Raw genomic sequence first — 24,664 nt, forward strand, 5'->3', positions numbered from 1 at the left:
CACATCGACACTTCGGATCAGCCACTTCCCGGACCCGCGAAACCGACGCTACAACCGAGCCCACCCTCCCGGAAGCCCGCAGCCAAGCAATCCCTCAAACGAGCCGGTTGACAACAGAGGGGAGCCGAAATGTCCGAAGAATTCCACGAAAACTCCAAGATCGACTTCGGTGGGCGGGGCTAAGCGAGGGCGTCGAGGACCGAGGCGACGTTGAACCAGGCGCACGCCCCTATGACGGTGGCGAAGGTGAGCAGCCAGACGCCGCCGGGCACGAACGATCGGCGGCCCATGAGGTAGGCGTCGGACTGCTGGACGCCGCGGCCGCTGGTGTGCGCCCGGACGACGGCCCACAGCCCGCGCACCGCGCCCACCGTCAGCAGCCAGGCGAACGCGTACACCACCACCGTGCACAGCCACGCCGACCCGTACCAGCCGACCAGCCCGAACGCGACCCCCGTCGTCAGCACCGCGGCCACCGTGAGCCAGCTGCGCGACAGCAGGAACACCAACGCGAGGCAGACCACCAGGATGCCCAGCGCCAGCCGCGCCCATCCGTGCGTGGCCGCCCACACCAGCGCCCACCCGACGACGGCCGGCGCGGGGTAGCCCCACCACATGGTCCACAACGTGCCCGGCGTGCTGTGCGACCAGAAGTTCGTCGCGCCGGAGAGGTCGCCGCGCACCGTCACGCCGCGCAGCCGGAACCCGGCCGTCAGCGCGGCGACGACGTGGCCCAGCTCGTGCACGATCGTCACCGGGTACCCGGCCAGCCGCCAGGCCGGCCCGTACACCGCCAGCACGACGCCGGCCAGGGCGAACCCCAGGACGACGGACGAGGGCATGGTCGCCAGTGTCTCGTCCACCCGGACGTTCGCGAACCAGTCGCGCACACCGTCAGTGACCCCGCTGCTCGTCTCCGCCATCACCGCCCGACCCTAACCGACCCGACCCCCTGCCAGACGTCGTCGAAGCCGTGGCACAGGTCCGGCCGGAAGGCCAGCAGCGCCGGCCGGAGCTGGTGCGCCGGCATCCGGACCGGCTCCCGCCCGTCGCCCAGCGGCCCGGTCCACAGCGCCCGGCCGCGCGCCTCCAAGTCCCGCCGGTAGGTCAGGCGCAGCCGGATCGCCGGATAGTGCACCACGCGCGCGGTGCCGACGGAGTCCGGCTGCGGGTGCCGGGTCGCCGTCACGTCGGCGCCCACCCCCGGGATCGGCGTCGGCAGCTCCGGGTTCTCGTACAGGTAGAGGTCGACGGATCGGTTCCGCTTGGCGGCCGTGTTGGCGACGTGGAACGCGTCCCGCACGAGGGCGGCCTGTACCCAGTCCCAACTGACGGCGGTCCGCACGAGCGCCCGCGGCCGCCACCGCCGCTTGCGCACGAACACCAGCCCGTCGGCCGAGACGAGGATGCCGACGCCAGCGGTGAACCGCGGCACCAGCCACAGCGTGATCGGCAGCGTCAGGCAGCAGAACAGGAACGGCACCAGCAGCACGAGCGCGATCAGCACGGACGGCACAGCCGGCAGGCCGAACGGGTTGTTCATCAGGTACCCGCCACCGCCCACGACCGCGGCTTGCACCAGGATCGCGGCGAGCACCCGGGGCCACGACTCGCCGTGCGCCAGCCAGACGGGCCCGGCCGGACGGGGCACGACCGGCGGCGGAGGCGCGGCCTCGTCGTCCTGGGCGAGGGGCTCCGGTGGCGGGTCGGCGCGTGCGGTGGCCAGGCGCGGCGGCGTGAACCACTGGTCGACCCGGATGCCTGCGTAGAACAGGTCCGGGCGCCGCTCGGCCACCGCCTCGGCCACCGCGGGAGCGGCGTCCGGATCGGCGAGGCCGCCGATCCGCAGCCGGTGGGCGGGGACGCGGACGCCCTCGATCTCGGTGTCCGCCTCGACCGCCACGTCCGTCGCGGCGAACGCGGGCAGGCCGGGCACCTCGCGGGTGAGGTACAGCTCGAGCAGCTGGCCGGGGCCGGTGCCGCGGGCCGGCGCGTTGACGACCTGGATGCCGTCCCAGCCGATACGCGCCCAGCCGCCCCGGTGCCACCATTTCGGGTGTTCGGTGACGAGCAGCCCGCCGGCATCGACGACGATCTCCCGGCGCGTGGTGTTGCGGGGCAGCCGGACCACGGTGACCACGATGCCGGCCACCAGCGCCAGCCCCAGCACGGTGGCGGCGATCGTCAGCGCCCGGTGGTCCGGGTCCCACAGGGCCTCGCCCAGCGCCACCCCGTCGCGGACGTCCGACCGGACCAGCATGATCAGAGGCGCGCCCATCGTCAGGCAGAAAACGGCCAGCAGCAGGAGCCAGCCGGCCCGGACGACGAGGCTGGGCGCGGTCCCGGCGACGCGCACCGTCCGGGCGGCGTCGCTCATGAAGCTCTCCTCAGGGCTCGATCGGGCGCACCCGCTCGCGGTAGCGCTCCAGGATCATACGGTTGTGCGCGTCGCCCGCCGCCAGGTTGGCCGAGACGTACACCGGCGGCCGCTCCCCCAGCTCCAGCAGCCGGCGGCAGACCAGCTCGGTGAGGATCTGCGCCACCAGCACCCCGGTCAGCGACGACGCCGCACCGATCCGCACGCCGGGCGTCAGCTCGATGGCGGCGTCGCCCTCCGGCGCGCAATTGTCGATGACGACGTCGGCGAGGTCGGCGAGACGCGGCCCCTCGGTGAGCCGGGCTGCGGCCGACCGGGTGTGCGCCAGCGACGTGATCGCGACGAGGCCGTGCCCGCGGTCGCGTGCCAGCTGAGCCATCTCGACGACGGCGGCGTTGATGCCCGAGTTCGACACGATGAGGAAGACGTCCTCCGGACGTGGCCGGGCCAGCGCGTAGATCCGCTCGGCCAGGCCGGACTCGCGCTCGTAGGTCGGGTCGAGGATCGCTGCGGGTTCCTCGCCCCCGAACATCACCAGGTCCTTCACGGCGAGCATGCCGACGGGCACCAGTCCGCCCGCTCGACCGGCCAGCTCGAGTGTGACGATCCGCGAGTGGCCGGTCCCGAACGCCTGCAGCACGCCGCCGCCGGTGATCGACCGCGCCACCAGCTCCGCGGCCTCCCGCATCGCCGGCAGCTGCGTCTCGACGACGTGCTCGACCAGCCCGGCGGCCCGGGCGGCGTACTCGGATGCGATCACGTGCTCTCCTCACCTGTGACGGACCCCGCGACCTGGACGGCGGCGTCGACGACCTGCTCGCCGCTGCCCGGCCGGACGGGGCTGACCAGCGTCTCGTACGTGGGCGGCGTGCTCCGGCTGGGCAGGTAGCCGAGGTATCCGTTGGCGTAGCCGAGCACGATGACCTCCGGGCCGGCGGCCGCGCGGATCGCCTCGCCCAGCTCCAGGAACAGCTCGCCGGGGATCGCCACCAGCGTGACGCCGCCGATCCGTACTGCCTGCACGTCGACGGCGTACGGCTCGCCGCGGCGGCGGGCGGCGAGGTCCCGCGCGATGCGCCGCCCCTGCTCGAACACCTGCCGGCTGCGCTCGTCGGCCGCCTCCGCGGCCGTCGCGCGCGTCGCGGCCGTCACCTCGGCCGCGGTCTTGGGCGCCAGCCGGACGGTCCGGGACCGCGGGAGCCGGACGGCGTCCGGCCCGGGCTCGTGCGACGGCTCCAGGCGCAGGTCGCCGGCCACCAGCGCGGCGAGGCGGTCGAGCTCCGCGGTGCTCCGGCCGCGGCGGGTGTGCCGGGTGCTGATGTCCCCCGCGGCGCCGGTCGCCGCGACTACCCAGCGCCCCGGCGCCGCGAGCGCGCGGCGGATCGCCCCGTTCAGGTCGGCGCTGACGTCGCGGTTGTCCGCCGGCAGCACGGTGGGGTGCACCGGCGACACCGTGACGACGCCGGCGACGCCCAGCGCTGTGGAGACCACGAGGGCGTCGACGGGGATGTCGACGGGGTCCGCGTCGCCGGAGGTGCGCCGACCGGCCAGGCCCGCAACGTCCGCCCGCGTGGTGGTCAGCCACGCATCCTGCTCGTCGACGATCGCCGCCTTCGCCGCCCCGACCGTCGCCGCGAGCAGCCGCCGCGCGACGTCCGCCGGGGTCGGCTCGCCGCCCGGCGTGCAGCCGGCCTCGGGGCTCGCGTGCGTGTGGGTGGCGGCGACCCAGCAGGAGTCGATCCGCAGCTCCCGCAGGGCGGCCCGGATCCGGCCGGCGGCGTCGGTGTTCACGCAGATCAAGTCCGCCACGACCAGCGCGAGCCGGTGCCGGCCGGCGAACGTGACGACGTGGACCTCCAGCGGGTCCAGGACGCCGCCGACGCCGTGCGACCGGTCGGCGTAGCCGCCCATCGGCTCGCCCGGCACCACCTCGAGGAGCTGAGATCCGTGTCCGACTCTCACCCGCCGCTCCCTGTCTCTCCGGCATGGCCCTGCTCGCGCAACCGCGCCAGCACCCGCATGTACGGCGCCGCGCCGCGCAGCAGCGTCAGGCCGCCGTCCAGCGGAGAACCGGCCGGCTCGACGAGCTCCAGCCCGCGCTCGCGCAGCCCATCGTCCAGCCGGCGACGGAGCAGCGCGCTGGAGTCGAGCAGCCGCCCGGACCAGGAGACGCGCCGGCCCGCGTCCGGCTGCCGGGCCACGGCGGCCGTCGCGAGCGCGACGAGGTCCGCCACCGCCGCGTCGCAGATCGCCAGCGCGACGGCGTCGTGGGCCGCCGCCTCGACGACGACCGGCGCGAAGCCGGCGATCCGCGCGACCTGTCCCGGGTCGCGGTAGAACCGCTGCAGACCGGCGAGGTCGGTGCCGCCGACGGCGTCCGGGAACGGCTCGGTGAGCGCGGTGCCGGGGCCGACGCCGTCGAGCGCAGCGGTCGCCGCCCGCAGACCGGCGAGGCCGATCGCGTACCCGCTGCCGCGGTCGCCGAGCGCCGGACCCCAGCCATCGACGGTGCTGTACGTGCCACCGGCCCCCATGGCCAGGACGTTCGTGCCGGTACCGATGCACAGTACGGTGCCCGGGCCGTTCAGCGCTCCGGCGTGGGCGAGGTGGACGTCCTCAGCCACCAGCGCCGGGCCGCCCAGCACCTCGCCGAGCCGCCGAGCGAGCTCCCGCCGCGGGCCGGGGTCGCCGGGGACCCCCGTCAGCCCGGCGATCACCCCGGCCACGCGGTCGGGCAGCTCGACCCCGGCGGCCGCCGTCCGGACCGCGCCGACGATGCGCTCGACCCCGTCCTCGCCGGGCCGATAGCTCATCCCCGTGCCGGACCCGGTCTGCCGCCGGTCGCCGGTGGCGACCAGCAGCCGCAGCGCCGACTTTCCCCCGTCGATGCTGATGAAGGTGTCCGTCACTGCGACGACCGTAATACCGGTCTAGACCGGTGTCAACGTCCTGCACGTTGACCTGCGCCGTCGCAGGCGGTCCGTAGGATGACGTCAACTGGTCGAGCAAGGGAGCCGCACCGTGCCGAGGCCGCGACATGAGCCGAACGACGTCGCGCCGGACGTGTTCACGACCGGAGACCGCGCGAAGGGCGCGCACATCAAGGACGTCCTGGCCGCGCTGGTGCAGCGGTCCCGCGACGGCTCACTGCTGCCGTCCGAGCGGGTGCTGGCGGAGCGGTTCGGGGTGGCCCGGATGACCGTGCGCGGTGCCATCAACGACCTCGAGGCGCGCGGCCTGGTCCGCCGCGTCTCCGGCCGCGGGACGTTCGTGCAGCGCCCGACCCTGACCCACTCGGAGATCTTCCGGTCGTTCAGCGAGGACATGCGCAACCGCGGGATGAACCCCGGCTCGCGCAGCTACCGGGCCCGGACCCGCCCGGCCACGCGCGACATCGCCGACCGGCTCGGCGTCGAGCCGGGCGCGCCGGTGCACTCCATCGAGCGCATCCGCACCGCCGACGGCGTCCCGATGGCCCTGGAACGGACCAACCTCTCCGGCGCGCGGTTCCCGAACCTGCTCACGGTGATGAACCGGGACGAGTCGCTGTACGACGTCCTGGCCAAGGCGTTCGGCGTGCGGCTCGAGTCGGCAGAACAGACGGTGTCCATCGCGCGGCTGAGCCCGGCCGAGGCCAAGCGGCTGGAGGTCCCGGAGTACGACCCCGCGTTCCTCATCGAGCGCGTCTCGGTCGACACCATGGGCAACGTCGTCGAGTTCGGCCGGTCGCTCTACCGCGGCGACCGCTACGCCATCCAGATGCACGTCAGCCGCCCGGCCGGCGGCTGACGGAGTCAGCCCTGCAGCCGCTCCAGGATGAGCTCGCGAGCCCGCTTGGCGTCGGCCTGACCCTTGGTCGACTTCATGATCGCGCCGATCAGCGCACCGACCGCGCCGAGGTTGCCGCCACGGATCTTCTCCGCGACGTCGGGCTGGGCGGCGATGGCGTCGTCGACGGCGGTGCCCAGCGCGGCGTCATCGTTGACGAGCACCAGGCCGCGCGCGGCCACGACCTCGTCGGGCGTGCCCTCACCGGCCAGTACGCCCTCCACCACCTGGCGGGCCAGCTTGTCGTTCAGCGACCCCTCGGCGATCAGCGCCTCGACCCGGGCGACGTCGCCAGGGGTGATGCCGGCGTCCTCCAGCGCGACGCCCCGCTCGTTGGCGACCCGGGCGACCTCGCCCAGCCACCACTTCTTGGCGCCGCCCGCGGACGCGCCCTCCGCCACCGTGTCGAACACCAGCGACAGCGCGCCGGCGTTGACGACGTCGCGCATCTCGAGGTCGGTGAAGCCCCACGCCTCCTGCAGCCGCGCCCGTCGGACGGATGGCGGCTCCGGCAGCGTGGCCCGCAGCTCCTCGACCCATTCGCGGGACGGCGCGATGGGGACGAGGTCGGGCTCCGGGAAGTACCGGTAGTCCTCGGCCTCCTCCTTGCGCCGCCCGGCGGTGGTCTCGCCGGTGTCCTCGTGCCAGTGCCTGGTCTCCTGGACGATGGTGCCGCCGGACGACAGCACCGCGGCCTGGCGGCGGATCTCGTAGGTGACCGCCCGCTCGACCGACCGCAGCGAGTTGACGTTCTTCGTCTCCGTCCGCGTGCCGTACGGGTCGCCGGGCAGCCGCAGCGACACGTTGGCGTCGCAGCGCAGCTGACCGAGCTCCATGCGCGCTTCCGAGACGCCGAGGGCGCGGATCAGCTCGCGCAGCTCAGTGACGTACGCCTTCGCGACGGCCGGCGCGACGGCGGCGGGCACCTCGATCGGCTTGGTGACGATCTCGATCAGCGGAATGCCGGAGCGGTTGTAGTCGAGCAGCGAGTGGCTGGCGCCGTGGATGCGCCCTGTGGCGCCGCCGACGTGCAGCGACTTGCCGGTGTCCTCCTCCATGTGCGCGCGCTCGATGCCGATCCTGAATGTCTCGGACGTCTCTCCGCCAAGGCTGACGTCGAGCCAGCCGTCGTACGCGATCGGCTCGTCGTACTGCGAAGTCTGGAAGTTCTTCGGCATGTCCGGATAGAAGTAGTTCTTCCGGGCGAACCGGCACCACTCGGCGATGCTGCAGTTCAGCGCCAGGCCGATGCGGATGGCCGACTCGACGGCGGTGCGGTTGACCACCGGCAGTGACCCGGGCAGCCCCAGGCAGACCGGGCACACCTGCGAGTTCGGCTCGCCGCCGAACGCCGTCGAGCAGCCGCAGAACATCTTCGTGGTGGTGCCGAGCTCGACGTGCACCTCCATGCCCATGACGGGCTCGTACGTCGCGATGGCCTCGTCGAACGAGGGCAGCGCAGTGGTGACCGTCATTCGCCGTCCTTCAACTCGACCAGCGGCTTGTTCTCGTCCCGCGACTCGCGGATCTCGCGCACGATGATCGCGATGGTGATGGCGACCGACAGGATGCTGAGGACGGCGTCGATCATCCGCAGTCCGTCCTTGTCGCGCCGGGCCTTGCTGAGGCTGCGCACCGCCGTGCCCGCACTCAGGGCCGAGCCGCCGAACTTGGCCAGGTACTTGACGTTCACTGTGCTGTCCCCTCCAACGCGGGTGCCTGTTCCAGCAACGTTCCCCCCCACTGCGCGGCGTATGCGCTCTCGACCGCGGCCCCGACGAGGTACAGGCGGTCGTCGGCCATGACCGGCGCCATGACGTGCAGGCCGACCGGCAGGCCGTCCTCGTCCGCCAGCCCGGCCGGGAACGACGCCGACGCGTTGCCGGCGAGGTTGCTCGGGATGGTGCACAGGTCGTTCATGTACATGGCCAGCGGGTCGTCGACCTTCTCGCCGATCGGGAACGCCGTCGTCGGCGTCGTCGGCGACACCAGCACGTCGACCTGCGCGAACGCGGCCTCGAAGTCGCGTGCGATGAGCGTGCGGACCTTCTGCGCCTGGCCGTAATAGGCGTCGTAGTAGCCCGACGACAGCGCGTACGTGCCGAGCATGATGCGCCGCTTGGCCTCTGCGCCGAAGCCCTGGCCGCGGGTCAGGTTCATGACCTCCTCGGCGCTGCGGGTGCCGTCGTCGCCGACGCGCAGGCCGTAGCGCATGGCGTCGAACCGGGCCAGGTTGGACGACACCTCGCTGGGCAGGATCAGGTAGTACGCCGCGAGGCCATACGTGAAGTGCGGGCAGGACACCTCGACGACCTCGGCGCCCAGCTTCGACAGCAGCGCGACGGCGTCGTTGAACCGCGCCTCGACGCCGGCCTGGTAGCCCTCGCCGCCCAGCTCTTTGACCACGCCGACCCGCAGGCCGGTGAGGTCGCCGTCGGCACCGCGCCGGGCCGCCGCGACGACGTCGGGCACCGCCTGGGCGATGCTGGTGGAGTCGAGTGGGTCGTGACCGGCGATGACGGTGTGCAGCAGCGCGGCGTCGAGCACCGTCCGGGCACACGGGCCGGCCTGGTCGAGGCTGGACGCGCAGGCGATGAGGCCGTAGCGGCTCACCCCGCCGTACGTGGGCTTCACGCCGACGGTGCCGGTGACGGCGGCCGGCTGGCGGATCGACCCGCCGGTGTCGGTGCCGATGGCCAGCGGCGCCTCGTACGCGGCCAGCGCCGCGGCGGACCCGCCGCCGGAGCCGCCCGGGATGCGGGTGAGGTCCCACGGGTTGCGGGTCGGGCCGAACGCCGAGTTCTCCGTCGACGAGCCCATCGCGAACTCGTCGAGGTTGGTCTTGCCGAGGATGACGATGCCGGCCTCGCGCAGGCGTTGCGCGACGGTGGCGTCGTACGGCGGCCGCCAGCCCTCGAGGATCTTGGAGCCGGCCGTCGTCGGCATGTCGGCGGTGGTGATGACGTCCTTGAGCGCCAGCGGTACGCCGGCCAGCGGGCTGAGTTCCTCGCCGGCCGCGCGCTTCTGGTCGACGACGGCGGCCGCGGCCAGCGCGCCGTCGGCGTCGACGTGCAGGAACGCATGCACGCCCGCCTCGGCGGTGCCGTCGACCTCGGCGATGCGGTCGAGGTGCGCCTGGGTGACCTCGACGGCGCTGACCTCGCCGTTCTTGATGGCTGTCGCCAGCTCGGAAGCTCTCGCGCGGGTGAGACTGCTCATGCCGGTCACTGCTCCTCCCCCAGGATCTGCGGCACCCGGAACCGGCCGTCCTCGGCGGCGGGCGCGGCGGCCAGGACGGCCTCGGCGGGCAGGCAGGCGCGCGGCTCGTCCTCGCGGAACACGTTGGTCAGCGGCAGCGCGTGCGAGGTCGGCGGGATGTCGTCGGCCGCGACCTCGGTGACCTGCGCGACCGCACCGAGGATCTGGTCGAGCTGGCCGGCCAGATGGTCCAGCTCGTCGGGGGCGAGGTCGAGGCGAGCGAGGTGCGCGAGGTGCGCGACCTCCTCGCGGCTGATCGAGGGCATGGCGAACTCCATGGTCGGGGAACGGGTCCGATCCTATGGCGACGAAGCACGCTCGCGCTTGCCAGGTTCGATGTTGACGCCTGGGCCGCACTCCGGCCGGTGATCCGGTCCACCGTTGCCCGCGCCATGGATTGGGTGTAGGCACATCCGCTGGTGTCCGCAGCGCCGACCGAACCGAGGTCAGGACATCGTCACGCCCCCCGAACCGATGGGATCCCGACCGCAGGTGCCATTGATCGAGGTGAATGGAGACGTCATGTGGGAGCGTACGAGAACGCCGGTGGTCCTTGGACTGGTGTCGCTGGCAGGAACGCTGGGCCTCGGCGCGTCGGCCGGGCAGGACCCGCCGGTGGCCGAGGTCCGGCTCCGCACGCAGGCGGGTGAGCCCGTGGGCGTGGTGATCTTCACGCAGGAGTCGGACGACAAGGTCCAGGTCCGGGCGACCGCGCACCATCTTCCGCCCGGCTTCCACGGCTTCCACGTCCACACGGTCGGCGTGTGCGTCCCGCCGTTCCTCTCGGCGGGTGGCCACTACAACCCGGACGGCGCGGGCCATCACGACCACGCTGGCGACATGCCGGTGCTGCTGGTGAAGGAGGACGGGACGGCCGAGCTGCGCTTCACCACCGACCGGTACACCGTGGCGGAGCTGACCGACGGCAACGGCAGCGCCGTCATCGTGCACGTCGGCCCGGACAACTACGCGAACGTCCCCCAGCGGTACCTGTCGCTCGCCGAGAACGTCCTCGGCGCGGACTCGTCCACTCTGGCCACGGGCGATGCCGGCGGGCGGCTGGCGTGCGGCGTGGTGCGGTAGCCGTCGCCAAGGTGTCCACAACCGAGGGGTTGTCGTCCGCCTGAGCGGGGCGCCAGGCAGGCCGGGACCGGGACGCTCGGGTCGAGAGCTCGAGCGTCCCAGCCCGAAGGAAGGCCCGGCATGCTTCGTCCACGAGAGACCCCCGCGTCGTCGACCCGTGTGCCGATGACCACGTTCGCGATCGCGTTCGGCTTGGCCGGCGTCGCGGGCGTGTGGTCACCAGCACCGTCTTCGTCGCCGCGATCGGTGTTCGCCGGCTGAGCGGCCACGCACCCGGCGCCCGGGATGGTTCGCCGGCGGCGCCTGGTTGTGGTGAGCGTGACAGCGGTGCACGAGGTGGGCCTGCTCGTCTTCGACGGCATGAAGATGCTCGACGTGGCGGGACCGGGCGAGGTCTTCGCCGAGGCGAACCTGATGGGCGCGAACTATCGCATCCAACTGGTCTCCGTCGACGGCAAGGACGTGCGGTCGTCCAGCGGCATGCGCGTCGCCGTCGACGGGGCGGACACCGATGCCGGGCGCTTGGACACCGTCGTCATCGCCGGCGGAGAAGAGCTGCCCACGCGGCCGATGGACGATGGTCTCCGTGACGCGGCGGCGCAGCTGGCCGGCCGGTCGGGCCGCATCTCGTCGGTCTGTACGGGTGCGTTCATCCTCGGCGCCGCCGGCCTGCTCGATGGCAAGCGGGCGACGACCCACTGGAAGTACACCCGTGACCTCGCGCTCCGGCATCCCTCCACGACTGTGGAGCCGGACGCGATCTTCGTCAAGGACGGGACCACTTACACCTCGGCGGGGGTGACGGCGGGGATCGATCTGGCACTGGCCCTGCTGGAGGAGGACCACGGTCCCGACCTCACCCGAGCGGTCGCGAAGTCGCTGGTGGTCTACATGCAGCGCGCCGGTGGTCAGTCCCAGTTCTCGGCCGCCGTTCTCGCTCCGGTCCCGCGCACGCCGGTGCTGAGGCGTGTGCTCGACGCCGTCACGGCGGATCCGGCCGCGCCGCACAGCCTCGATCGCATGGCCGAGATCGCCCGGGTCAGCCCCCGGCATCTGTCGCGACTGTTTCGCGAGGAACTGGACACGACACCCGCGAAGTACGTCGGCATGGTCCGGTTCGACGTCGCGAAGGCGCTGCTCGACGCCGGCCATAGCGTGACCCGTGCCGCACAGGTCGCCGGATACGGCACGCCCGAGTCGTTGCGGCGGGCCTTCATCAGCCAGCTGTCCATCTCGCCACTGCGCTACCAGCGGCGTTTCCTGTCCACGACGGCATAACCGGACGCCACCGCCGCCCGAGGGCCGCGTGGGGGTGGGGCTGTCCCCACCCCGGAGTGTGCAGAGAGCATCGCTGTGCCGGAGGCCGCCGGCGGCCAGGCTGGAACGGTGCCCTCCACCGCCCCACCGGCCCGGTTCGCCACGGTGCTCGGCCTGGCCGCGGTGGCGCTCGTCGTCGCCCTGCACTGGGTACTGCCGGTGACCGACCCGCAGACCGGCCGGGTGACGACGGCGTCCGCGGCGGCCGTCGTGCTCGCGGCGCCGCTCGCGCTGCTCGCGGCCGGCATCTCGGGGATCGGCGGGCTGCCGGTCCTCGCCCGCGCGGCGCTGCCGTTCGCCGTCGTCGCGGTGCCGCTGATCGACGGCGCGGCCCGGCTGCTGTGGCTGCCGGCGGCGCTGGCGGTGCTGACCGTCGCCCGGCGGACGCTGGTCCGGCTGCACGCGCGCTGGCGCGGCGCGGAGCTGGCGGCGACGGCCGCGGCGGCTATGCTCGCCGACCTCGTGGGGTCGCCGGTGGCCGCGGTCGCGGCGGTGTGGCTGGCCGCGTACCAGACCGGCGTCATGGTCCGGGCCGGCACGCTGGACCGGTTGCGCCCGCGCCACGCCCTGACAGTGGCCGTGGCGGGCGCGGCCGTCAGCGCGGCCGGGCTGCTGGCGTCGGCGCTGAGTGGCGCCGGCGCCGCCCCGCTCCCGTCCGGCGCCGTCCTGCTCGCGTGCGCGGCGGCGCAGCTGGGGCTGGCGTTGGCCGCTCGACCGCTGGCCGACCGGTGGACGGCGGGCGCGCCGGTGGCTCGCGGGCTGGCCTGGCTGGCGCCGCGGCTGGTCACCGTCTATCTGTGGCAGCTGCCCGCGGTGGCGCTGGTCGCCGCCGTCGCCGTCCGGGTCTCCGGGTACGTGCCGCCGACGGCGTTCGACCAGCGGTGGCGGTCGGACCTGCCCTGGTGGCTGCTCTGCTCGGCCGCCGCGCTGGCGGCGGCGGTGCACCTCATCGGCCAGGTGGGGACAGCCCCACCTCGGACTCACCGGGTGTCCGGCTCGTCTACCCTGCAATCACACGGAAGGCTGGAGGCATGAACACGCAGATCACCGACCGGCCGCGGGCCGGCTGGCGGCAGGTCCCCCGCGACCTCGGCTATCTGCTGCCGGGGCTTCCCATCGCCGTCGCCTCCTTCACCATCATGGTGACCGGGTTCGCCCTCGGCGCCGGACTGTTCGTGCTTGCCTTCCTCGGCCTGATCGTGTGGATCGCCATGCTCGGCGCCGCCCGCGGGTTCGCCGTCGCCGAGCGGGCCCGGGTCTCCGTCATGGAGGACCGCCCGGTCGGCCCCGCCTACCACCGTCCCGCCTCGGGCAAGGGCCTCGGCCGGCTGTTCAGCTACCTGCGCGACCCGCTGGCCTGGCGCGAGTGGGGCTTCGGCATCCTCATCCTGCCGATCCGCTGCTTCACGTGGAGCATGACCATCGCGTGGACGGCCGCGGCGTTCGGCGGCACCACGTACGCGCTCTGGGAGTGGTCGCTGCCGCGCGACAACGCCGACAACGAGACACTCGCCGAGCTGATAGGCCTCGGCGACGGCCGGCTCGCTGACGTCGCCCTGAACACCGGCATCGGCCTGGTCTTCCTTGCCACGCTGCCGTACTTGCTGCGTGCGTTCGCGCTCACGGAGTCGTCGCTGGTCTGGGCCATGCTGACGAACGAGAACGCGGCGCTGCGGGTCCGCGCCGACGAGCTGAGCCGCAGCCGTCAGGCGGTCGTGCAGGCCGAGGCCGACACGCTGCGCCGGGTCGAGCGCGACATCCACGACGGCCCGCAGCAGCGCCTCGTCCGTCTCACCATGGACCTCGAGTCGGCCCAGCGCCGCTTCGACGACGACCCGCAGGCCGCGCGGCCGCTGCTCGAGGGCGCCGTCACGCAGACCAAGGAGGCGCTGGCCGAGCTGCGCGCCGTCTCCCGGGGCATCGCCCCGCCGATCCTCACCGACCGTGGCCTGCCGGCCGCGCTGGCCGCCGCGACGGCTCGCTGTCCGGTGCCCACGACGTTGGACGTGGGCCCGGACCTCGCCGAGCGGCTGCCGCCGGCGATCGAGAACGCGGCGTACTTCGTGGTCACCGAGTCGCTGACGAACGTCGCCAAGCACTCGCAGGCGTCGCGGTGCGCGGTGTCCGTCGTCCGGGTCGGCGACGTGCTGCACGTCCAGGTCGCCGACGACGGCCGCGGCGGGGCGCATCTGGGCAAGGGCCACGGTCTCGCCGGGCTCGCGGACCGGCTGGCCGGCGTCGACGGCCGGCTCGACATCGTCAGCCCGCCCGCCGGCGGCACCACCGTCACCGCCGAACTGCCCATCCCGGCCACGAGCACCGCGCGATGAGCGACGACGCGACCCGCCCCCGGGTGACCTGGCGGCAGATCGGCCGTGACCTCGGCTATCTGCTGCCGGGTCTGCCCATCGCCATCGCCTCGTTCACGCTGATGGTCGTCGGCTTCGTCCTCGGCGTGGGCCTGGTGGTGCTGGCCTTCGTCGGGCTGTTCATCCTGATGACGACGTTGCTGACGGCGCGCGGGTTCGCCCGGATCGAGCGGGCCCGGGTTGGGGCGATGGAGCGGCGCGAGGTCGGGCCGGTGTACTACCCGCCGGCCCGCGAGCGCGGCCTGTCCCGCGTGCTGGAGGTCCTGCGCGACCGGCAGTCGTGGCGGGACTGGCTGTTCAACGTGCTGATCCTGCCGGTGCGGGTGTTCACGTGGTCGGTCACGATGGTCTGGCTGGGGCTGACCATCGGGCTGTCGCCGCTGATCGTGCTGGCCTGGGTGATCGCCGGTGGCGGCGGGTTCCGCGGGCTGCCGCTGGCGCTGGCGCACATCCTGCGTGGCGTCGCGGTGCTGGAGTCGTCGCTGGCGTGGGGCCTGCTGACGAACGAGACGGCGGCGCTGCGCGCACGCACCGAGGAGCTGAGCCGCAGCCGTCAGTCCGTCGTCGCCGCCGAGGCCGAGATGCTGCGCCGGGTCGAGCGCGACATCCACGACGGCCCGCAGCAGCGCCTCGTCCGTCTCACCATGGACCTCGAGTCGGCCCAGCGCCGCTTCGACGACGACCCGCAGGCCGCGCGGCCGCTGGTCGAGGAGGCGGTGCAGCAGACCAAGGAGGCGCTGGCCGAGCTGCGCGCGGTCTCCCGCGGCATCGCCCCGCCGATCCTCACCGACCGTGGCCTGCCCGCGGCGCTGGCGGCCGCGACCGCGCGTTGCCCGGTGCCGACCACGCTGGACATCGACCTCGCCGACGGCGAGCGGCTGCCGCCGGCGCTCGAGAACGCGGCGTACTTCGTGGTGACGGAGTCGCTGACCAACGTCGCCAAGCACGCCGACGCGTCGTCGTGTGCCGTGTCGGTGCTGCGGGCCGGGGACTCGTTGCACGTCCAGGTGATCGACGACGGCCGGGGTGGGGCGCATCTCGGCAAGGGCCACGGCCTCGCCGGCCTGGCCGACCGTCTGGCCGGCGTCGACGGCCGACTGGACGTCGCCAGCCCACCCGGCGCCGGCACGACCGTGTCCGCCGAGCTCCCCCTCCCCGTCCGCGACTGAGCCCGAGAGGGCACGTCACCACGTTTTCTGCAGCGTCACCACGCCTGCAATCGTGGTGAGGCTCCAGAAATCCTGGTGATGTAGGCGATCCTTGATGATCACGGCTGTCCACAGGCGCCAACTGTCGCATCCCTGGCGACGGCCCACTCAGGCAGGCCGCAACCCCGACACCGTCACCGACAGCAGCCGCTCGAACGAGTCCGGCGCGGCCTCGGCGGCGACACCAAGGCCGTGCCCCAGTAGCAGCAGGTCCCGCGGCTCCAGATCGTCCCGCACCTGCCCCGCCTCCTGTGCCCGCACCAGGACGACCGCCGCCGCCTCGCGCATCAGGCGCTTGCACAGGGCGTAGGTCTCCGAGTCCTGGTCGATCGCGGCCTTCAGCGCCGCGCCGAGCCCGCGGTTGGCGACGATGTACTGGACCTCCTCGCGCAGCCAAGCGGTCAGTGCGTCCAGCGGCGGCAGCTCCGCCGCCAGCTCGGCCGCCCGCTCGCCCAGGCGTTCGACGTCGGCGCGGTAGACGGCCTCGATGAGGGCCTCGCGGCCGGCGAAGTGGCGGTAGAGGGTGCCGGGGCCGACCTCGGCGCGGCGGGCGATGTCGTCGAGGGGCGCGCCGGGGCCGTGCTCGGTGAACGCCTCGCGCGCGGCCGTCACGATGCGCTCGTGGTTGCGGCGCGCGTCGGCGCGCATCGGCCGGGACGTCGTCATCGGCACCCCTCGGGACTCAAGCGGAGAATCTCTCCGGTTACCCTTGTCAAACCGGAGAAGGTCTCCATATGCTAGCTCGCGATAGGAGCGGAGACTCCGTCCGCTTATCGATCCGATCCCGGGAGCCTCTTCGTGCCTGGATCCACCCTGCTCTCCCCCAGCCCCGACGCAGCGCAGCAAAGCACGCGCCGGCACCGTCCCGGGCTGGTGCTCACCGCACTCTTGGCCTGCCAGTTGATGATCATCCTCGACGTCACGGTGATGAACGTGGCGCTCCCCCGCATCCGCGACGACCTCGGGTTCTCCGCCACCGGGCTGTCGTGGGTGATGAACTCCTACACGCTGGTCTTCGGCGGTCTGCTGCTGCTCGGCGGCCGGGCCGGCGACCTGCTCGGCCGGCGCCGTTTGCTGATCGCCGGGGTCACGCTGTTCACCGTCGCCTCGCTGGCGGGCGGGTTCGCGGACACGCCAGCGACACTGGTCGCCGCCCGCATCGCGCAGGGCCTGGGCGCCGCGATGGCCGGGCCGAGCACGCTCGCGCTGCTGACCACCACGTTCACCGAGCCACGCGCACGGATGCGGGCGCTCGCGCTGTTCTCCGGCATGGCCAGCGCCGGCTTCGCGATCGGGCTGATCGCCGGCGGGCTGCTCACCGAGTGGCTGTCGTGGCGGTCGGTGCTGTTCATCAACGTGCCGATCGGTGCGCTCATCAGCGTCCTGGCCATGCGCTACATCCACGAGCCGGAGCGGCACCCTGCTCGGCTCGACCTGCTCGGCGCGGCGACGGGGTCGGCCGGCGCCGCGGCGCTGGTCTACGGATTCATCCGCGCGGCCTCCGACGGCTGGCGTGACGGGTACACCGTCGGCTCGCTCGTGGCCGGCAGCGTCCTGCTGGGGACGTTCGTGCTGGTGGAGGCGCGGACGGCGCAACCGCTGCTCCCGCTGCGGCTGTTCGCCGACCGCAACCGGGCCGCGGCGTACCTGAACTTCTTCCTCGGTCCGATGGCCGGAATGTCGATGTTCTTCTTCCTCACCCAGTACCTGCAGGACGTGCACGGCTACCGCGCCCTGAGCACCGGGTTCGCCTTCCTGCCGATGGCGCTGATCCTGTTCGGGACGACGCGGCTCATCCCGGTGCTGCTGCCGCGGTTCGGCCCGAAGCCGATGGCGGTGTCCGGCGCGCTGCTGATGACCACCGGCGTCGCGCTGCTGACCCGGCTCGGGGTGGACACCGGCTACGCCGCCGGGCTGCTGCCGTCGATGCTGCTCATGGGCGTCGGCATGGGACTGGCGTTCGCGCCGCTCAACGTCGTCATCATGACCAGCGTCCCGCCCGCCGACGCCGGCGCCGCTGGTGGCGTGCTGCAGACGATGCAGCAGGCCGGAGCCACGCTCGGGCTGGCGATCCTGGTGACGGTGTTCGGCGCGGCTTCCCGGGACGCGGCGGCGGCGGGCGCCGCGCCGGACCACGTGCTGCTGGCCGGCATGACGGACGCGTTCACGGCGAGCGCACTGATCGCGGCGACGGCGGTGCTGGTGGCGCTGTCGTTCCGCCGCGAGCACGGAGCGGACGGAGGGACGGAGCCGGCCTGACTCAGGACGTGGCGGCGTCGGGGGCCGGGTCGGGCTCGATGGCCAGGACGACGGCGGGCAGTAGGGCGTGCGGCGTCCGCCCGGTGCGCCGCCGCGCCCGCGCCGCGGCCAGCAGCCGGATGACCACCCACGCCGCCGCCATGACGGCCGCTGCGAGGACCGGCGCGACAAGGATCACGGCGCGGAACAGGAACACCACCGGCAGCGCCTCGCCGAGGCCGGCGCCGGCCAGCATCAGGGCGCCGATCAGCGCGGTCTCGGCCGAGCCGATGCCGGCCGGGGTCGGGGTGGCGGCGGACAGCGCGGTGCCGGCGAGGTACGCGGCCATGCCGACGCCGATGCTGATCTCCACGCCGAAACCGACGGCGGCCAGCGCGAAGCCGGTCGCCAGGCAGGTCGCGGCGGCCAGCTGGGCGGCCAGCGCGGCCAGCGCCAGCACCGGCCGGGCCCGCACGGCGGCCACGACGTCGCGCGCCGTCGCCCGCAGGCGCTGCAGCTTGGTCTGCTGGATGGGCGACGTCGTCGCCGTCGCCGGAGCCGGGTCCGGCACCGGCCGGGCGGCGCGCCGGGCCGCCAGGCGGCGGACGAGCAGCCGCACCGCGACGACCAGCACCGTCGCCACCACGGCGACGGTGAGCAGCCCGCTCCACCCCTCGCGCAGCCAGGCGAAGCCGAGCAGCAGGCCGGAGCCGTGCGCCAGCCCGCCCGCCACCGCCCACAGCGCGACCACGCCCGCCGCCGCCGTGTGCGTGGCGCCGCCGCGGCACAGGGCCGCGACGAACACGCCGGCCGCGCCGACGCCCGCCGGGACGACCCGGTTGGCCACGGTGCCGCCGATGTGCGCCGTCGCGGCGCCCGACCACGTGAGGTGGCCGGCGGCGATGGCCCGTTTGCCCGCGATGGAGGCAGTCGTCGCGAGGATCCAGAACAGCGCCACCATCAGCGGGACGTACGGGTTGCTGCGCATGGCCGAGATCAGGTTGGGGAGCACGGAGGGCACGATGACCAGGCCCACGACCACCAGGATCGCGAGCACGGCCAGCAGACCGACGACCCGGCGAGTGCTGCAGAACATCGCACGCCGCCGGGCCTGTGTGGTGGTCCGTTCCTCGATCGCCACACCCCTATGGTGACGGACAGAAACGTCCGCAGTCTGTAGCCGAGGCGTACAACTGGCGTCGATCTGCCTTCTCACCTGCGCTCTTGACACGGAAAATTCTTCAGCGCCCTTACTCGAACGGCGTCATGAACTCCGATGGCACCAGCGCGCGCTTGCTGATGCGGACGTCGCCGAGGAAGCCGTAGAAGCCCTGGCCGAAGCCGAGGTCCCAGCCGGTGGCGCCGATGGTGAACGGCCGCCCCAGCGTCGCGATGCCGTGCGCAGGCTGCTTCGGGTTGCGGGTGATCGGCGAGCCCTCGACCCACACGACCGTCTGCCACCCGTCGTTGACGACCGCGACGTGGAACCAGCGGCCGACCGGGAGGGCGTGGCTCCACGACGTCGGGGAAGCGTCCTCGACGTGTGGGTAGAGGACGTACTGCAGGAACCGCTCGGGCGAGAGGTTGAGGCTGCAGGTCGGCTCGAGCGGCGAGTAACCGGCGGTCTTGCCCGCATCGCCGGCCCGGCCCTGCCAGCTGAAGATGCCCATCCACGCGTGGTTGCCCTCGAACGGCTCGGGCAGCTTGAGGAAGACCTCGATGGTGTAGCCGCCGAGGAACTTCTCCGAGTTGATCGGCGCGTTCGCCACGGCCTCGAGGATCGCGCCGCGGTTCGGCGACTGGCCGCCGTCGAAGCGGAGGCTGGCGTGGGCGGGCGCGCCGTCGTGATGGTCCAGCGACCGGGTGAGCAGGTCCGGCGCCGACGAGTGCAGCCGGCGCACGACGAGGTCATTGCCCTTGCGGGTGAGGTCCTGGGCGACGGCGCCGTCGGCGACCGCCATCCCCTCGTCCACCCGGCCGCGCAGACCGAGGGTGTCGAACCGCCAGTAGGCGACGGTGTCGCGCCCGACCACGCGGGTCGGCGGGCGGGACGGCGGCTTGGCCTCGGGCGCGAAGCCGGCGAACCGGGCCGCGAAGTCGACCGGCAGGCTGAACCGGTCGACGTCGCCGGTGAGCTCGATGACCTCCGAGCCCAGCGGCGGCCGCTCCCCCGACTCGCGCATGAGGAACCACGGTGCGAACGTCTCGACGTCGATGGTGTTGCGCACCAGGTCGAATTGGTAGAGCCGGATCATGCCGGCGCCGCCGTAGTAGCGGTCCTGATAGTTGGTGATGTGCACGTGGACGTCGTGGCCGGCGTCGTTGGTGAGGGCGGTGCGGCCGGGCGGCCAGTAGTGCCCGCCGAGCGCGAGGAAGATCTGGTCCTTGGCGCGGATCAGCCCGTCCCACAGCCGCCGGCCGTTGCTGGACAGCGACGCCGCGCCGTCCTGGTCGGCGTAGGCGAGGTCGTGCGTGGTGACGATCGCGGGCAGCTCGGAGTGCGCATCGACGACGCCGCGGGCCCAGGCCAGCCCGGCGTCTGAGACCCGCCAGTCCAGCGCGAGTACCAGCCACTCCCTGCCGGCGGCGCGGATGACGTGGAAGCTGTTGTAGCCGTCCGGCGACGAACCGCCGAACGTCTCGCTGCCGGCGAACCGCGACGGGCCGAACGCGCGCAGGTAGGGCGAGTCGCCGCGCTGGTCGTTGGTGTTGGAGCGGATGTCGTGGTTGCCGGCCAGCACGCTGAACGGCACGACGCCGTCGAGCGCCTCGAACGTCTGGTCGGCGAGGTCGATCTCGTCCTGCGTGCCGTGCTCGGTGATGTCGCCGAGGTGCGTCATGAACGCGACGTTGGCGAGGCCGCGCTGCTCGGTGAGGTAGCGGAACGTCGTGGCCAGCGGCTCGGGGTCGGAGCGGTCCTCGTCGAAGAGGTACTGCGTGTCCGGCAGGACGGCGAGCGCGAACCGCGGGCTGTCCGGGTCGAACCCGGCCGGGGTGGGCGGAACGACCGGCGCGGCGGCCGCGCTGCCGGCGCCGGCGGAGCCGACGAGGCCGGGGACGGCGAGCGCGGCGGGCGCCGCGATCGCGCCCTGGAGGAGACGGCGGCGGGCGACGCCGCCGGGACGGGTGTCGGACATCTGCGGGAACCTCCGATGGGGACACGTGATCCCGCATATCGGACCAATCGGAGATGGCGCGGACGTGTCCGCGCGCGATCGCCCGGACGAACCATGGCCGTCGCGCGCGTGCGGAAACCCACCGCCGACCCTCCGGGCTCAAGTTGATCTTGGAGTAACCGCGGTATCAAACGGGCAAATCGCCCAGCAACTCACCGGTTACTCCAAGATCGACTTTGGGTTGCGCCGGCGGCGGGCCCGTGGGGCGGGTGCGCTCAGGCGTCCCGGGTCAGCGTCGACGCGACGGTCATGCGGCGCAGCGCGGCGGCCGGGATCAGGCTGGCCAGCACCGGGATCAGCGTGCCGCCGGCCACCGTCGTCGCCGCGGCCACCAGCAGCTCCGCACGCAGCTCGCCGGCCAGCCCGGCCGCGACGGCCAGCCCGGCGAGCGTGCCGCAGACCGCGCCGGTGCAGCCGATCAGCGCCGCCTCGGCCAGCACGACCCGGCGCACCCGGCCGTCGCCCCAGCCGACCGCCTGCAGCACCGCGAATTCCGCGCGCCGGTCGCGCATGTTGAGGAAGACGACGTCGGCGACCGCGACGCTGGACAGCAGGATCGTCACCAGCACGGCGACGTAGTCGATCTCGCGGGCCCGGACGGAGACGGCGTCGCCCAGCACGGACCCGACGACGGCGCCGTTGAACGCCAGCGTGATGCCGAGCAGCGCGGTGAGCGCGGCGCACCCGAGCGCCACCGCGAGCACGCCGAGCCCGGTCCGCCCGGGCGAGCGGACCACGTTGGCCACCGCCAGCGACCGCACGCCGCGCACGACCGGCGACCGGACCAGGCGCGCCGGCGGCCTCCGCTGGCCGGGCACCGCCCGCGGCTGCGGCATGCCCGAGGCGGACGGCTTCGACGCCCGCCAGGCCGGCCACGCCGCGGCGACCAGCGCGACGAACACGGCCACCGGCACGGCGACGACGGCCCGCGTCAACGTCACCTCCAGGCCGGTGATCCACCCGATGGCCACCGCGACCAGCGCGCCGGCGATCCCCGCGGTGCCGCCGACCAGCAGGATCTCGGCCAGTAGCAGCCGCAGCAGGTGCCTGCGGCTCCAGCCGACCCGGCTCAACACCGCCAGCTCGCCGCGCCGGGACCGCGCCGACGCCGCCGAGACGTTCGCGACGAACAGCGTGCTCACGGCCAGGACCAGGACGAACAGCGCCACGCTCTTGTGGTCGACGGCCTGCATGACGGCGGCGACGACGCCCTGGCGCATCCAGGTCTCGGCCAGCGCCAGTTCCGGCCGGCCGTACGTGCCGGCAGGTAGCTCGACGGTCTGCTCGGTGGCGGCACTGCCGAGGACGATGTCGACGTCGAGGCCGGTGGCGGCGCGGATCTGGTCGGCCACCAGCCGGACCCGTTCGCGCTCGACCGGGCTGACGCCGTCGACCCCCTCGACCCGGACCCGGATCGCGCTGATCGGCGCCTCGGGGTCGGCCAGCTCGATGCCGGACCCGCTGAACGCGTCGAGGTCGGACAGCCGGATGAACGCCGTCGGCGGGCCGAGGTGGTAGGCGCCCGGGCTGCCGGACGGCAGCAGCGTCCGGCCGCCGAGCAGCGCCCGGCTGCGCGCGTCGGCCGCCGGCAGGCCGTGGGCGCCCTCGAACTCGGTCGCCTCGACCTCATGCGAGTCGAAGACGCCGACGATGCTCAGCAGCGGCGGCACGGTGCCCGTCTGCGCCACCGGCGCGCCGGGATGCGGGCGCACCGCCCGGAATCCGGTGTCGGCGACGACGGGCGGTACCGGTACGTAGCCCTCGATCCGCACCGACGACCGCCAGACGTCCTGCGGGTTGTCCACCGGGTGGGGCTTCAGCACGCCGCCGGCGCCGACGTCGTACGCGGTCGCTTCCGTGGTCCAGAAGCTGTCGACCAGGATGCTCTCCGGGTGCTCGGACGCCTCCCGGATGAGCTGCTGATAGGCCTGGTCCGCGGTGATCGTGTCCGTCGCCGCGACGAGCCCGGGCGTCGCGAGCAGCTCGCCGACCTCGTCCAGCGGCACGCCGGCCGCGAGCCGGTCGGCCGCCTCGTCGGGCAACCGCCGCACCGTCACCTCGGCCTGTGCGTCGATGTGGGGTTCGGCCGCGACGACGACTGGGACCGGGCGGTCGGTGGTGGCGGCAGCGGAGGCGGCCAGTGCCCGCAGCGTGGGCGGAACGGTGCCGCCGTCGGCCAGTGCGGCCTCCTGCGCCGGGTCGACCGCGGCCACCAGCACCGGGAACGACCACTCCAGCATGACGGTGCGGCGCGCCGGCGCCTGCAGGGTGCGCGTACCCGGGTCGCCGCCGGGCCGGGTCGTCCAGCACTTGCTGCTGCGCTCGCGGGTCGCGGTGGCCGGCGAGTCGGCGATGTCGCCGCCATAGGGCCTGGCCGGGCACACCAGCACGATGGAGCCGTCCGGCATGGTCTCGGCCACCCCGTGCGGCTCGCCGCTGTCGTTGAGCTGGCCGAGCACGGCGAGGGCGTTCGGGGTGACGTAGGAGAACGACGCGGACGGCTGCTCGATCGCGGTCAGCCCGCGGTCGCTGGTGTACACGACGTCGGCGACCAGCAGCTCGCGGCCGGCATCGGTACGCGGGCCGACGTCGATGGCGACCTGCGTCCCGTGGATGACGTAGCCGACCATCGCGACCGGCGCGGCCACCTCGACCCCGCCGACGGCGCGGATGGCGTCGTAGTCGTCCAGCGAGATGCCGCCGAACTGCCCGGACAGCTGATATGGCCGCACCAGCCCGTGCTCGGCCTCGAGGTCACTGCGGGTCCCGGGCGGGCGGACGAGGATGTGGTACGGGCTCGGCGCGGCGGCCACCTCACCGCGCAGCTCCAGCCGCTCGACCTCGGAGGCGCCAGTGAGCACGGTGAACACCGAGGTCGCCGCGACCACGCCAAGGCCGAGCGCCAGCGCCCGGCCCCAGTGGGCGCGCAGCTGGGCGCGGACCAGCGGGCCGACGCCGGCTCGGCCGCTCTCGGTGCGGCGACGACGGCGGCCGAGGGCGCGGCGCAGGCGACTCACGTTCAGCCGAGGCCGGTCGCCCGCCGCAGCGTCTCGTCCGGCTGCGGGTCCCAGAGCGCGTGATCGGCGACGACCGTACCGTCGCGGAGGCTGACCACGCGGGAGCACTGGGCCGCGACCGCCGCCTCGTGCGTCGCCAGGATCAGCGTCATGCCGTAGTCGGACTGCACCTGCGCCAGCAAGTCGAGGACCTCGTCGCCGGTGCGGGAGTCCAGCGCTCCGGTCGGTTCGTCGGCCAGCAGCAGCTTCGGCCGGGCGACCAGCGCGCGGGCGATCGCCACCCGCTGCTGCTCGCCGCCGGAGAGGTCGCCGACACGGGCCGCGTGCCGGGCGCCGAGCCCGACGGCGTCGAGCAGCTCGCGGGCCCGCTCGTACCGGTCGAAGCCGACCCGGATCGGCAGCAGCGGCACCACGACGTTGTCGAGCGCGCTCAGCTGCGGCAGCAGGTGGTAGTGCTGGAAGACGAAGCCGACGCCGCGCCGGAACGCCGCCGCCGCGCGTCGCGACAGCTGCTCGACCCGGGTGCCGCCGACCGTGACGGTGCCGTAGTCGGGCCGGTCCATGCCGCCGATGACGTGCAGCAGCGTCGACTTGCCCGAGCCCGACGGGCCGACGACGGCGACCGTCTCGCCGGCGCGGACGTCCAGCGTTACGTCGACGAGGGCGGGCACCTGGGCGCCGCCCTGCCGGTAGTGACGGGTGACGTTGTGCAGCGAGATGGGCGCCCCCGGGAAACGGTCGTGACCCCCCGGCCGGACGTCCGCAGCGTCGCTGGGACCCTGCCGTCTCATGT

General features: G+C 73.6%; 21 protein-coding genes. 7 read left to right on the plus strand and 14 right to left on the minus strand.

Annotation, left to right across the window (positions count from 1 at the left end; translation table 11 throughout):
• Positions 1 to 179 precede the first annotated feature (179 nt).
• The 5 genes from E1262_RS16375 to E1262_RS16395 are packed head-to-tail and all read right to left on the minus strand — an operon-like array spanning position 180 to position 5,286.
• Complete coding sequence (locus E1262_RS16375) at positions 180 to 923, minus strand: M50 family metallopeptidase (RefSeq protein WP_162605944.1); 744 nt, start codon at positions 921 to 923, stop codon at positions 180 to 182.
• Entirely contained in the window at positions 923 to 2,377 is a 1,455-nt protein-coding gene (locus E1262_RS16380) for a hypothetical protein (RefSeq protein ID WP_132104220.1), read from the minus strand. The genes E1262_RS16375 and E1262_RS16380 overlap by 1 nt, the downstream gene beginning before the upstream one ends.
• 10 nt (positions 2,378 to 2,387) lie before the next feature.
• Positions 2,388 to 3,137, minus strand: a complete 750-nt coding sequence (locus E1262_RS16385; RefSeq protein WP_132104221.1) for a sugar isomerase domain-containing protein — start codon at positions 3,135 to 3,137, stop codon at positions 2,388 to 2,390.
• A complete protein-coding gene (locus tag E1262_RS16390; protein WP_132104222.1) occupies positions 3,134 to 4,339 on the minus strand; it encodes a hypothetical protein in 1,206 nt (401 codons plus the stop codon). The genes E1262_RS16385 and E1262_RS16390 overlap by 4 nt, the downstream gene beginning before the upstream one ends.
• Positions 4,336 to 5,286 (minus strand): N-acetylglucosamine kinase, encoded by a 951-nt coding sequence (locus tag E1262_RS16395; RefSeq protein WP_132104223.1) that lies wholly within the window; start codon positions 5,284 to 5,286, stop codon positions 4,336 to 4,338. The genes E1262_RS16390 and E1262_RS16395 overlap by 4 nt, the downstream gene beginning before the upstream one ends.
• A 112-nt stretch (positions 5,287 to 5,398) precedes the next feature.
• Between E1262_RS16395 and E1262_RS16400 the strand changes: the two genes are divergently transcribed.
• On the plus strand, positions 5,399 to 6,166 hold the full coding sequence (locus tag E1262_RS16400) for a GntR family transcriptional regulator (RefSeq protein WP_132104224.1): 768 nt from the start codon (positions 5,399 to 5,401) through the stop codon (positions 6,164 to 6,166).
• A 5-nt stretch (positions 6,167 to 6,171) separates the two neighbouring features.
• Here the strand turns inward: E1262_RS16400 and gatB are convergent, their stop codons facing one another.
• From gatB to gatC, 4 genes are read right to left on the minus strand one after another with little or no spacing between them, the layout of a single operon-like run.
• On the minus strand, positions 6,172 to 7,680 hold the full coding sequence (gene gatB / locus E1262_RS16405) for an Asp-tRNA(Asn)/Glu-tRNA(Gln) amidotransferase subunit GatB (RefSeq protein ID WP_132104225.1): 1,509 nt from the start codon (positions 7,678 to 7,680) through the stop codon (positions 6,172 to 6,174).
• A complete protein-coding gene (locus tag E1262_RS16410) occupies positions 7,677 to 7,898 on the minus strand; it encodes a hypothetical protein (protein WP_132104226.1) in 222 nt (73 codons plus the stop codon). The genes gatB and E1262_RS16410 overlap by 4 nt, the downstream gene beginning before the upstream one ends.
• Positions 7,895 to 9,424, minus strand: a complete 1,530-nt coding sequence (gene gatA / locus E1262_RS16415) for an Asp-tRNA(Asn)/Glu-tRNA(Gln) amidotransferase subunit GatA (RefSeq protein ID WP_132104227.1) — start codon at positions 9,422 to 9,424, stop codon at positions 7,895 to 7,897. The genes E1262_RS16410 and gatA overlap by 4 nt, the downstream gene beginning before the upstream one ends.
• A gap of 5 nt (positions 9,425 to 9,429) precedes the next feature.
• Positions 9,430 to 9,729, minus strand: coding sequence for an Asp-tRNA(Asn)/Glu-tRNA(Gln) amidotransferase subunit GatC (gatC, locus tag E1262_RS16420; protein ID WP_132104228.1), 300 nt, complete (start codon positions 9,727 to 9,729; stop codon positions 9,430 to 9,432).
• Between the two features lie 256 nt (positions 9,730 to 9,985).
• Here gatC and E1262_RS16425 point away from each other — a divergent pair, with 256 nt between their 5' ends.
• The 5 genes from E1262_RS16425 to E1262_RS16445 all read left to right on the plus strand — a co-directional run bounded on the left by E1262_RS16425 (position 9,986) and on the right by E1262_RS16445 (position 15,401).
• Positions 9,986 to 10,546 (plus strand): superoxide dismutase family protein, encoded by a 561-nt coding sequence (locus E1262_RS16425; protein WP_132104229.1) that lies wholly within the window; start codon positions 9,986 to 9,988, stop codon positions 10,544 to 10,546.
• Positions 10,547 to 10,831: 285 nt separating this feature from the next.
• Positions 10,832 to 11,824, plus strand: a complete 993-nt coding sequence (locus tag E1262_RS16430; protein WP_132104230.1) for a GlxA family transcriptional regulator — start codon at positions 10,832 to 10,834, stop codon at positions 11,822 to 11,824.
• Positions 11,825 to 11,932: 108 nt separating this feature from the next.
• Positions 11,933 to 12,898, plus strand: coding sequence for a hypothetical protein (locus tag E1262_RS16435; RefSeq protein ID WP_132104231.1), 966 nt, complete (start codon positions 11,933 to 11,935; stop codon positions 12,896 to 12,898).
• On the plus strand, positions 12,895 to 14,193 hold the full coding sequence (locus E1262_RS16440; RefSeq protein WP_132104232.1) for a sensor histidine kinase: 1,299 nt from the start codon (positions 12,895 to 12,897) through the stop codon (positions 14,191 to 14,193). Before E1262_RS16435 ends, E1262_RS16440 begins: the two co-directional genes overlap by 4 nt.
• Positions 14,190 to 15,401, plus strand: coding sequence for a sensor histidine kinase (locus E1262_RS16445; RefSeq protein WP_132104233.1), 1,212 nt, complete (start codon positions 14,190 to 14,192; stop codon positions 15,399 to 15,401). The genes E1262_RS16440 and E1262_RS16445 overlap by 4 nt, the downstream gene beginning before the upstream one ends.
• A 147-nt stretch (positions 15,402 to 15,548) precedes the next feature.
• On the opposite strand, the gene E1262_RS16450 is transcribed toward E1262_RS16445, so the two are convergent.
• Complete coding sequence (locus tag E1262_RS16450; RefSeq protein ID WP_132104234.1) at positions 15,549 to 16,106, minus strand: TetR/AcrR family transcriptional regulator; 558 nt, start codon at positions 16,104 to 16,106, stop codon at positions 15,549 to 15,551.
• Between the two features lie 132 nt (positions 16,107 to 16,238).
• Here E1262_RS16450 and E1262_RS16455 point away from each other — a divergent pair, with 132 nt between their 5' ends.
• Positions 16,239 to 17,699: an MFS transporter gene (locus E1262_RS16455; RefSeq protein ID WP_238992962.1), complete on the plus strand. Its 1,461-nt coding sequence runs from the start codon at positions 16,239 to 16,241 to the stop codon at positions 17,697 to 17,699.
• 1 nt (position 17,700) lies between these two features.
• Here E1262_RS16455 and E1262_RS16460 read toward each other — a convergent pair whose 3' ends face one another.
• The 4 genes from E1262_RS16460 to E1262_RS16475 all read right to left on the minus strand — a co-directional run bounded on the left by E1262_RS16460 (position 17,701) and on the right by E1262_RS16475 (position 24,662).
• Positions 17,701 to 18,819, minus strand: a complete 1,119-nt coding sequence (locus E1262_RS16460; protein ID WP_132104235.1) for a lysylphosphatidylglycerol synthase domain-containing protein — start codon at positions 18,817 to 18,819, stop codon at positions 17,701 to 17,703.
• 109 nt (positions 18,820 to 18,928) lie between these two features.
• Positions 18,929 to 20,815: a LamG-like jellyroll fold domain-containing protein gene (locus tag E1262_RS16465; RefSeq protein WP_132104236.1), complete on the minus strand. Its 1,887-nt coding sequence runs from the start codon at positions 20,813 to 20,815 to the stop codon at positions 18,929 to 18,931.
• A gap of 254 nt (positions 20,816 to 21,069) precedes the next feature.
• Positions 21,070 to 23,871 (minus strand): FtsX-like permease family protein, encoded by a 2,802-nt coding sequence (locus E1262_RS16470; protein WP_132104237.1) that lies wholly within the window; start codon positions 23,869 to 23,871, stop codon positions 21,070 to 21,072.
• A gap of 2 nt (positions 23,872 to 23,873) precedes the next feature.
• Entirely contained in the window at positions 23,874 to 24,662 is a 789-nt protein-coding gene (locus E1262_RS16475; RefSeq protein WP_132104238.1) for an ABC transporter ATP-binding protein, read from the minus strand.
• Positions 24,663 to 24,664: the final 2 nt, after the last annotated feature.

The organism is Jiangella aurantiaca (assembly GCF_004349105.1).
GTDB lineage: Bacteria > Actinomycetota > Actinomycetes > Jiangellales > Jiangellaceae > Jiangella > Jiangella aurantiaca.

Coding starts and splice junctions, on each gene's coding strand:
- E1262_RS16375 (WP_162605944.1), bottom strand. CDS start 923: ATGGCGGAGACGAGCAGCGGGGTCACTGACGGTGTGCGCGACTGGTTC.
- E1262_RS16380 (WP_132104220.1), bottom strand. CDS start 2,377: ATGAGCGACGCCGCCCGGACGGTGCGCGTCGCCGGGACCGCGCCCAGC.
- gatB (WP_132104225.1), bottom strand. CDS start 7,680: ATGACGGTCACCACTGCGCTGCCCTCGTTCGACGAGGCCATCGCGACG.
- gatA (WP_132104227.1), bottom strand. CDS start 9,424: ATGAGCAGTCTCACCCGCGCGAGAGCTTCCGAGCTGGCGACAGCCATC.
- gatC (WP_132104228.1), bottom strand. CDS start 9,729: ATGCCCTCGATCAGCCGCGAGGAGGTCGCGCACCTCGCGCACCTCGCT.
- E1262_RS16425 (WP_132104229.1), top strand. CDS start 9,986: ATGTGGGAGCGTACGAGAACGCCGGTGGTCCTTGGACTGGTGTCGCTG.
- E1262_RS16430 (WP_132104230.1), top strand. CDS start 10,832: ATGGTTCGCCGGCGGCGCCTGGTTGTGGTGAGCGTGACAGCGGTGCAC.
- E1262_RS16440 (WP_132104232.1), top strand. CDS start 12,895: ATGAACACGCAGATCACCGACCGGCCGCGGGCCGGCTGGCGGCAGGTC.
- E1262_RS16445 (WP_132104233.1), top strand. CDS start 14,190: ATGAGCGACGACGCGACCCGCCCCCGGGTGACCTGGCGGCAGATCGGC.
- E1262_RS16450 (WP_132104234.1), bottom strand. CDS start 16,106: ATGACGACGTCCCGGCCGATGCGCGCCGACGCGCGCCGCAACCACGAG.
- E1262_RS16465 (WP_132104236.1), bottom strand. CDS start 20,815: ATGTCCGACACCCGTCCCGGCGGCGTCGCCCGCCGCCGTCTCCTCCAG.
- E1262_RS16475 (WP_132104238.1), bottom strand. CDS start 24,662: ATGAGACGGCAGGGTCCCAGCGACGCTGCGGACGTCCGGCCGGGGGGT.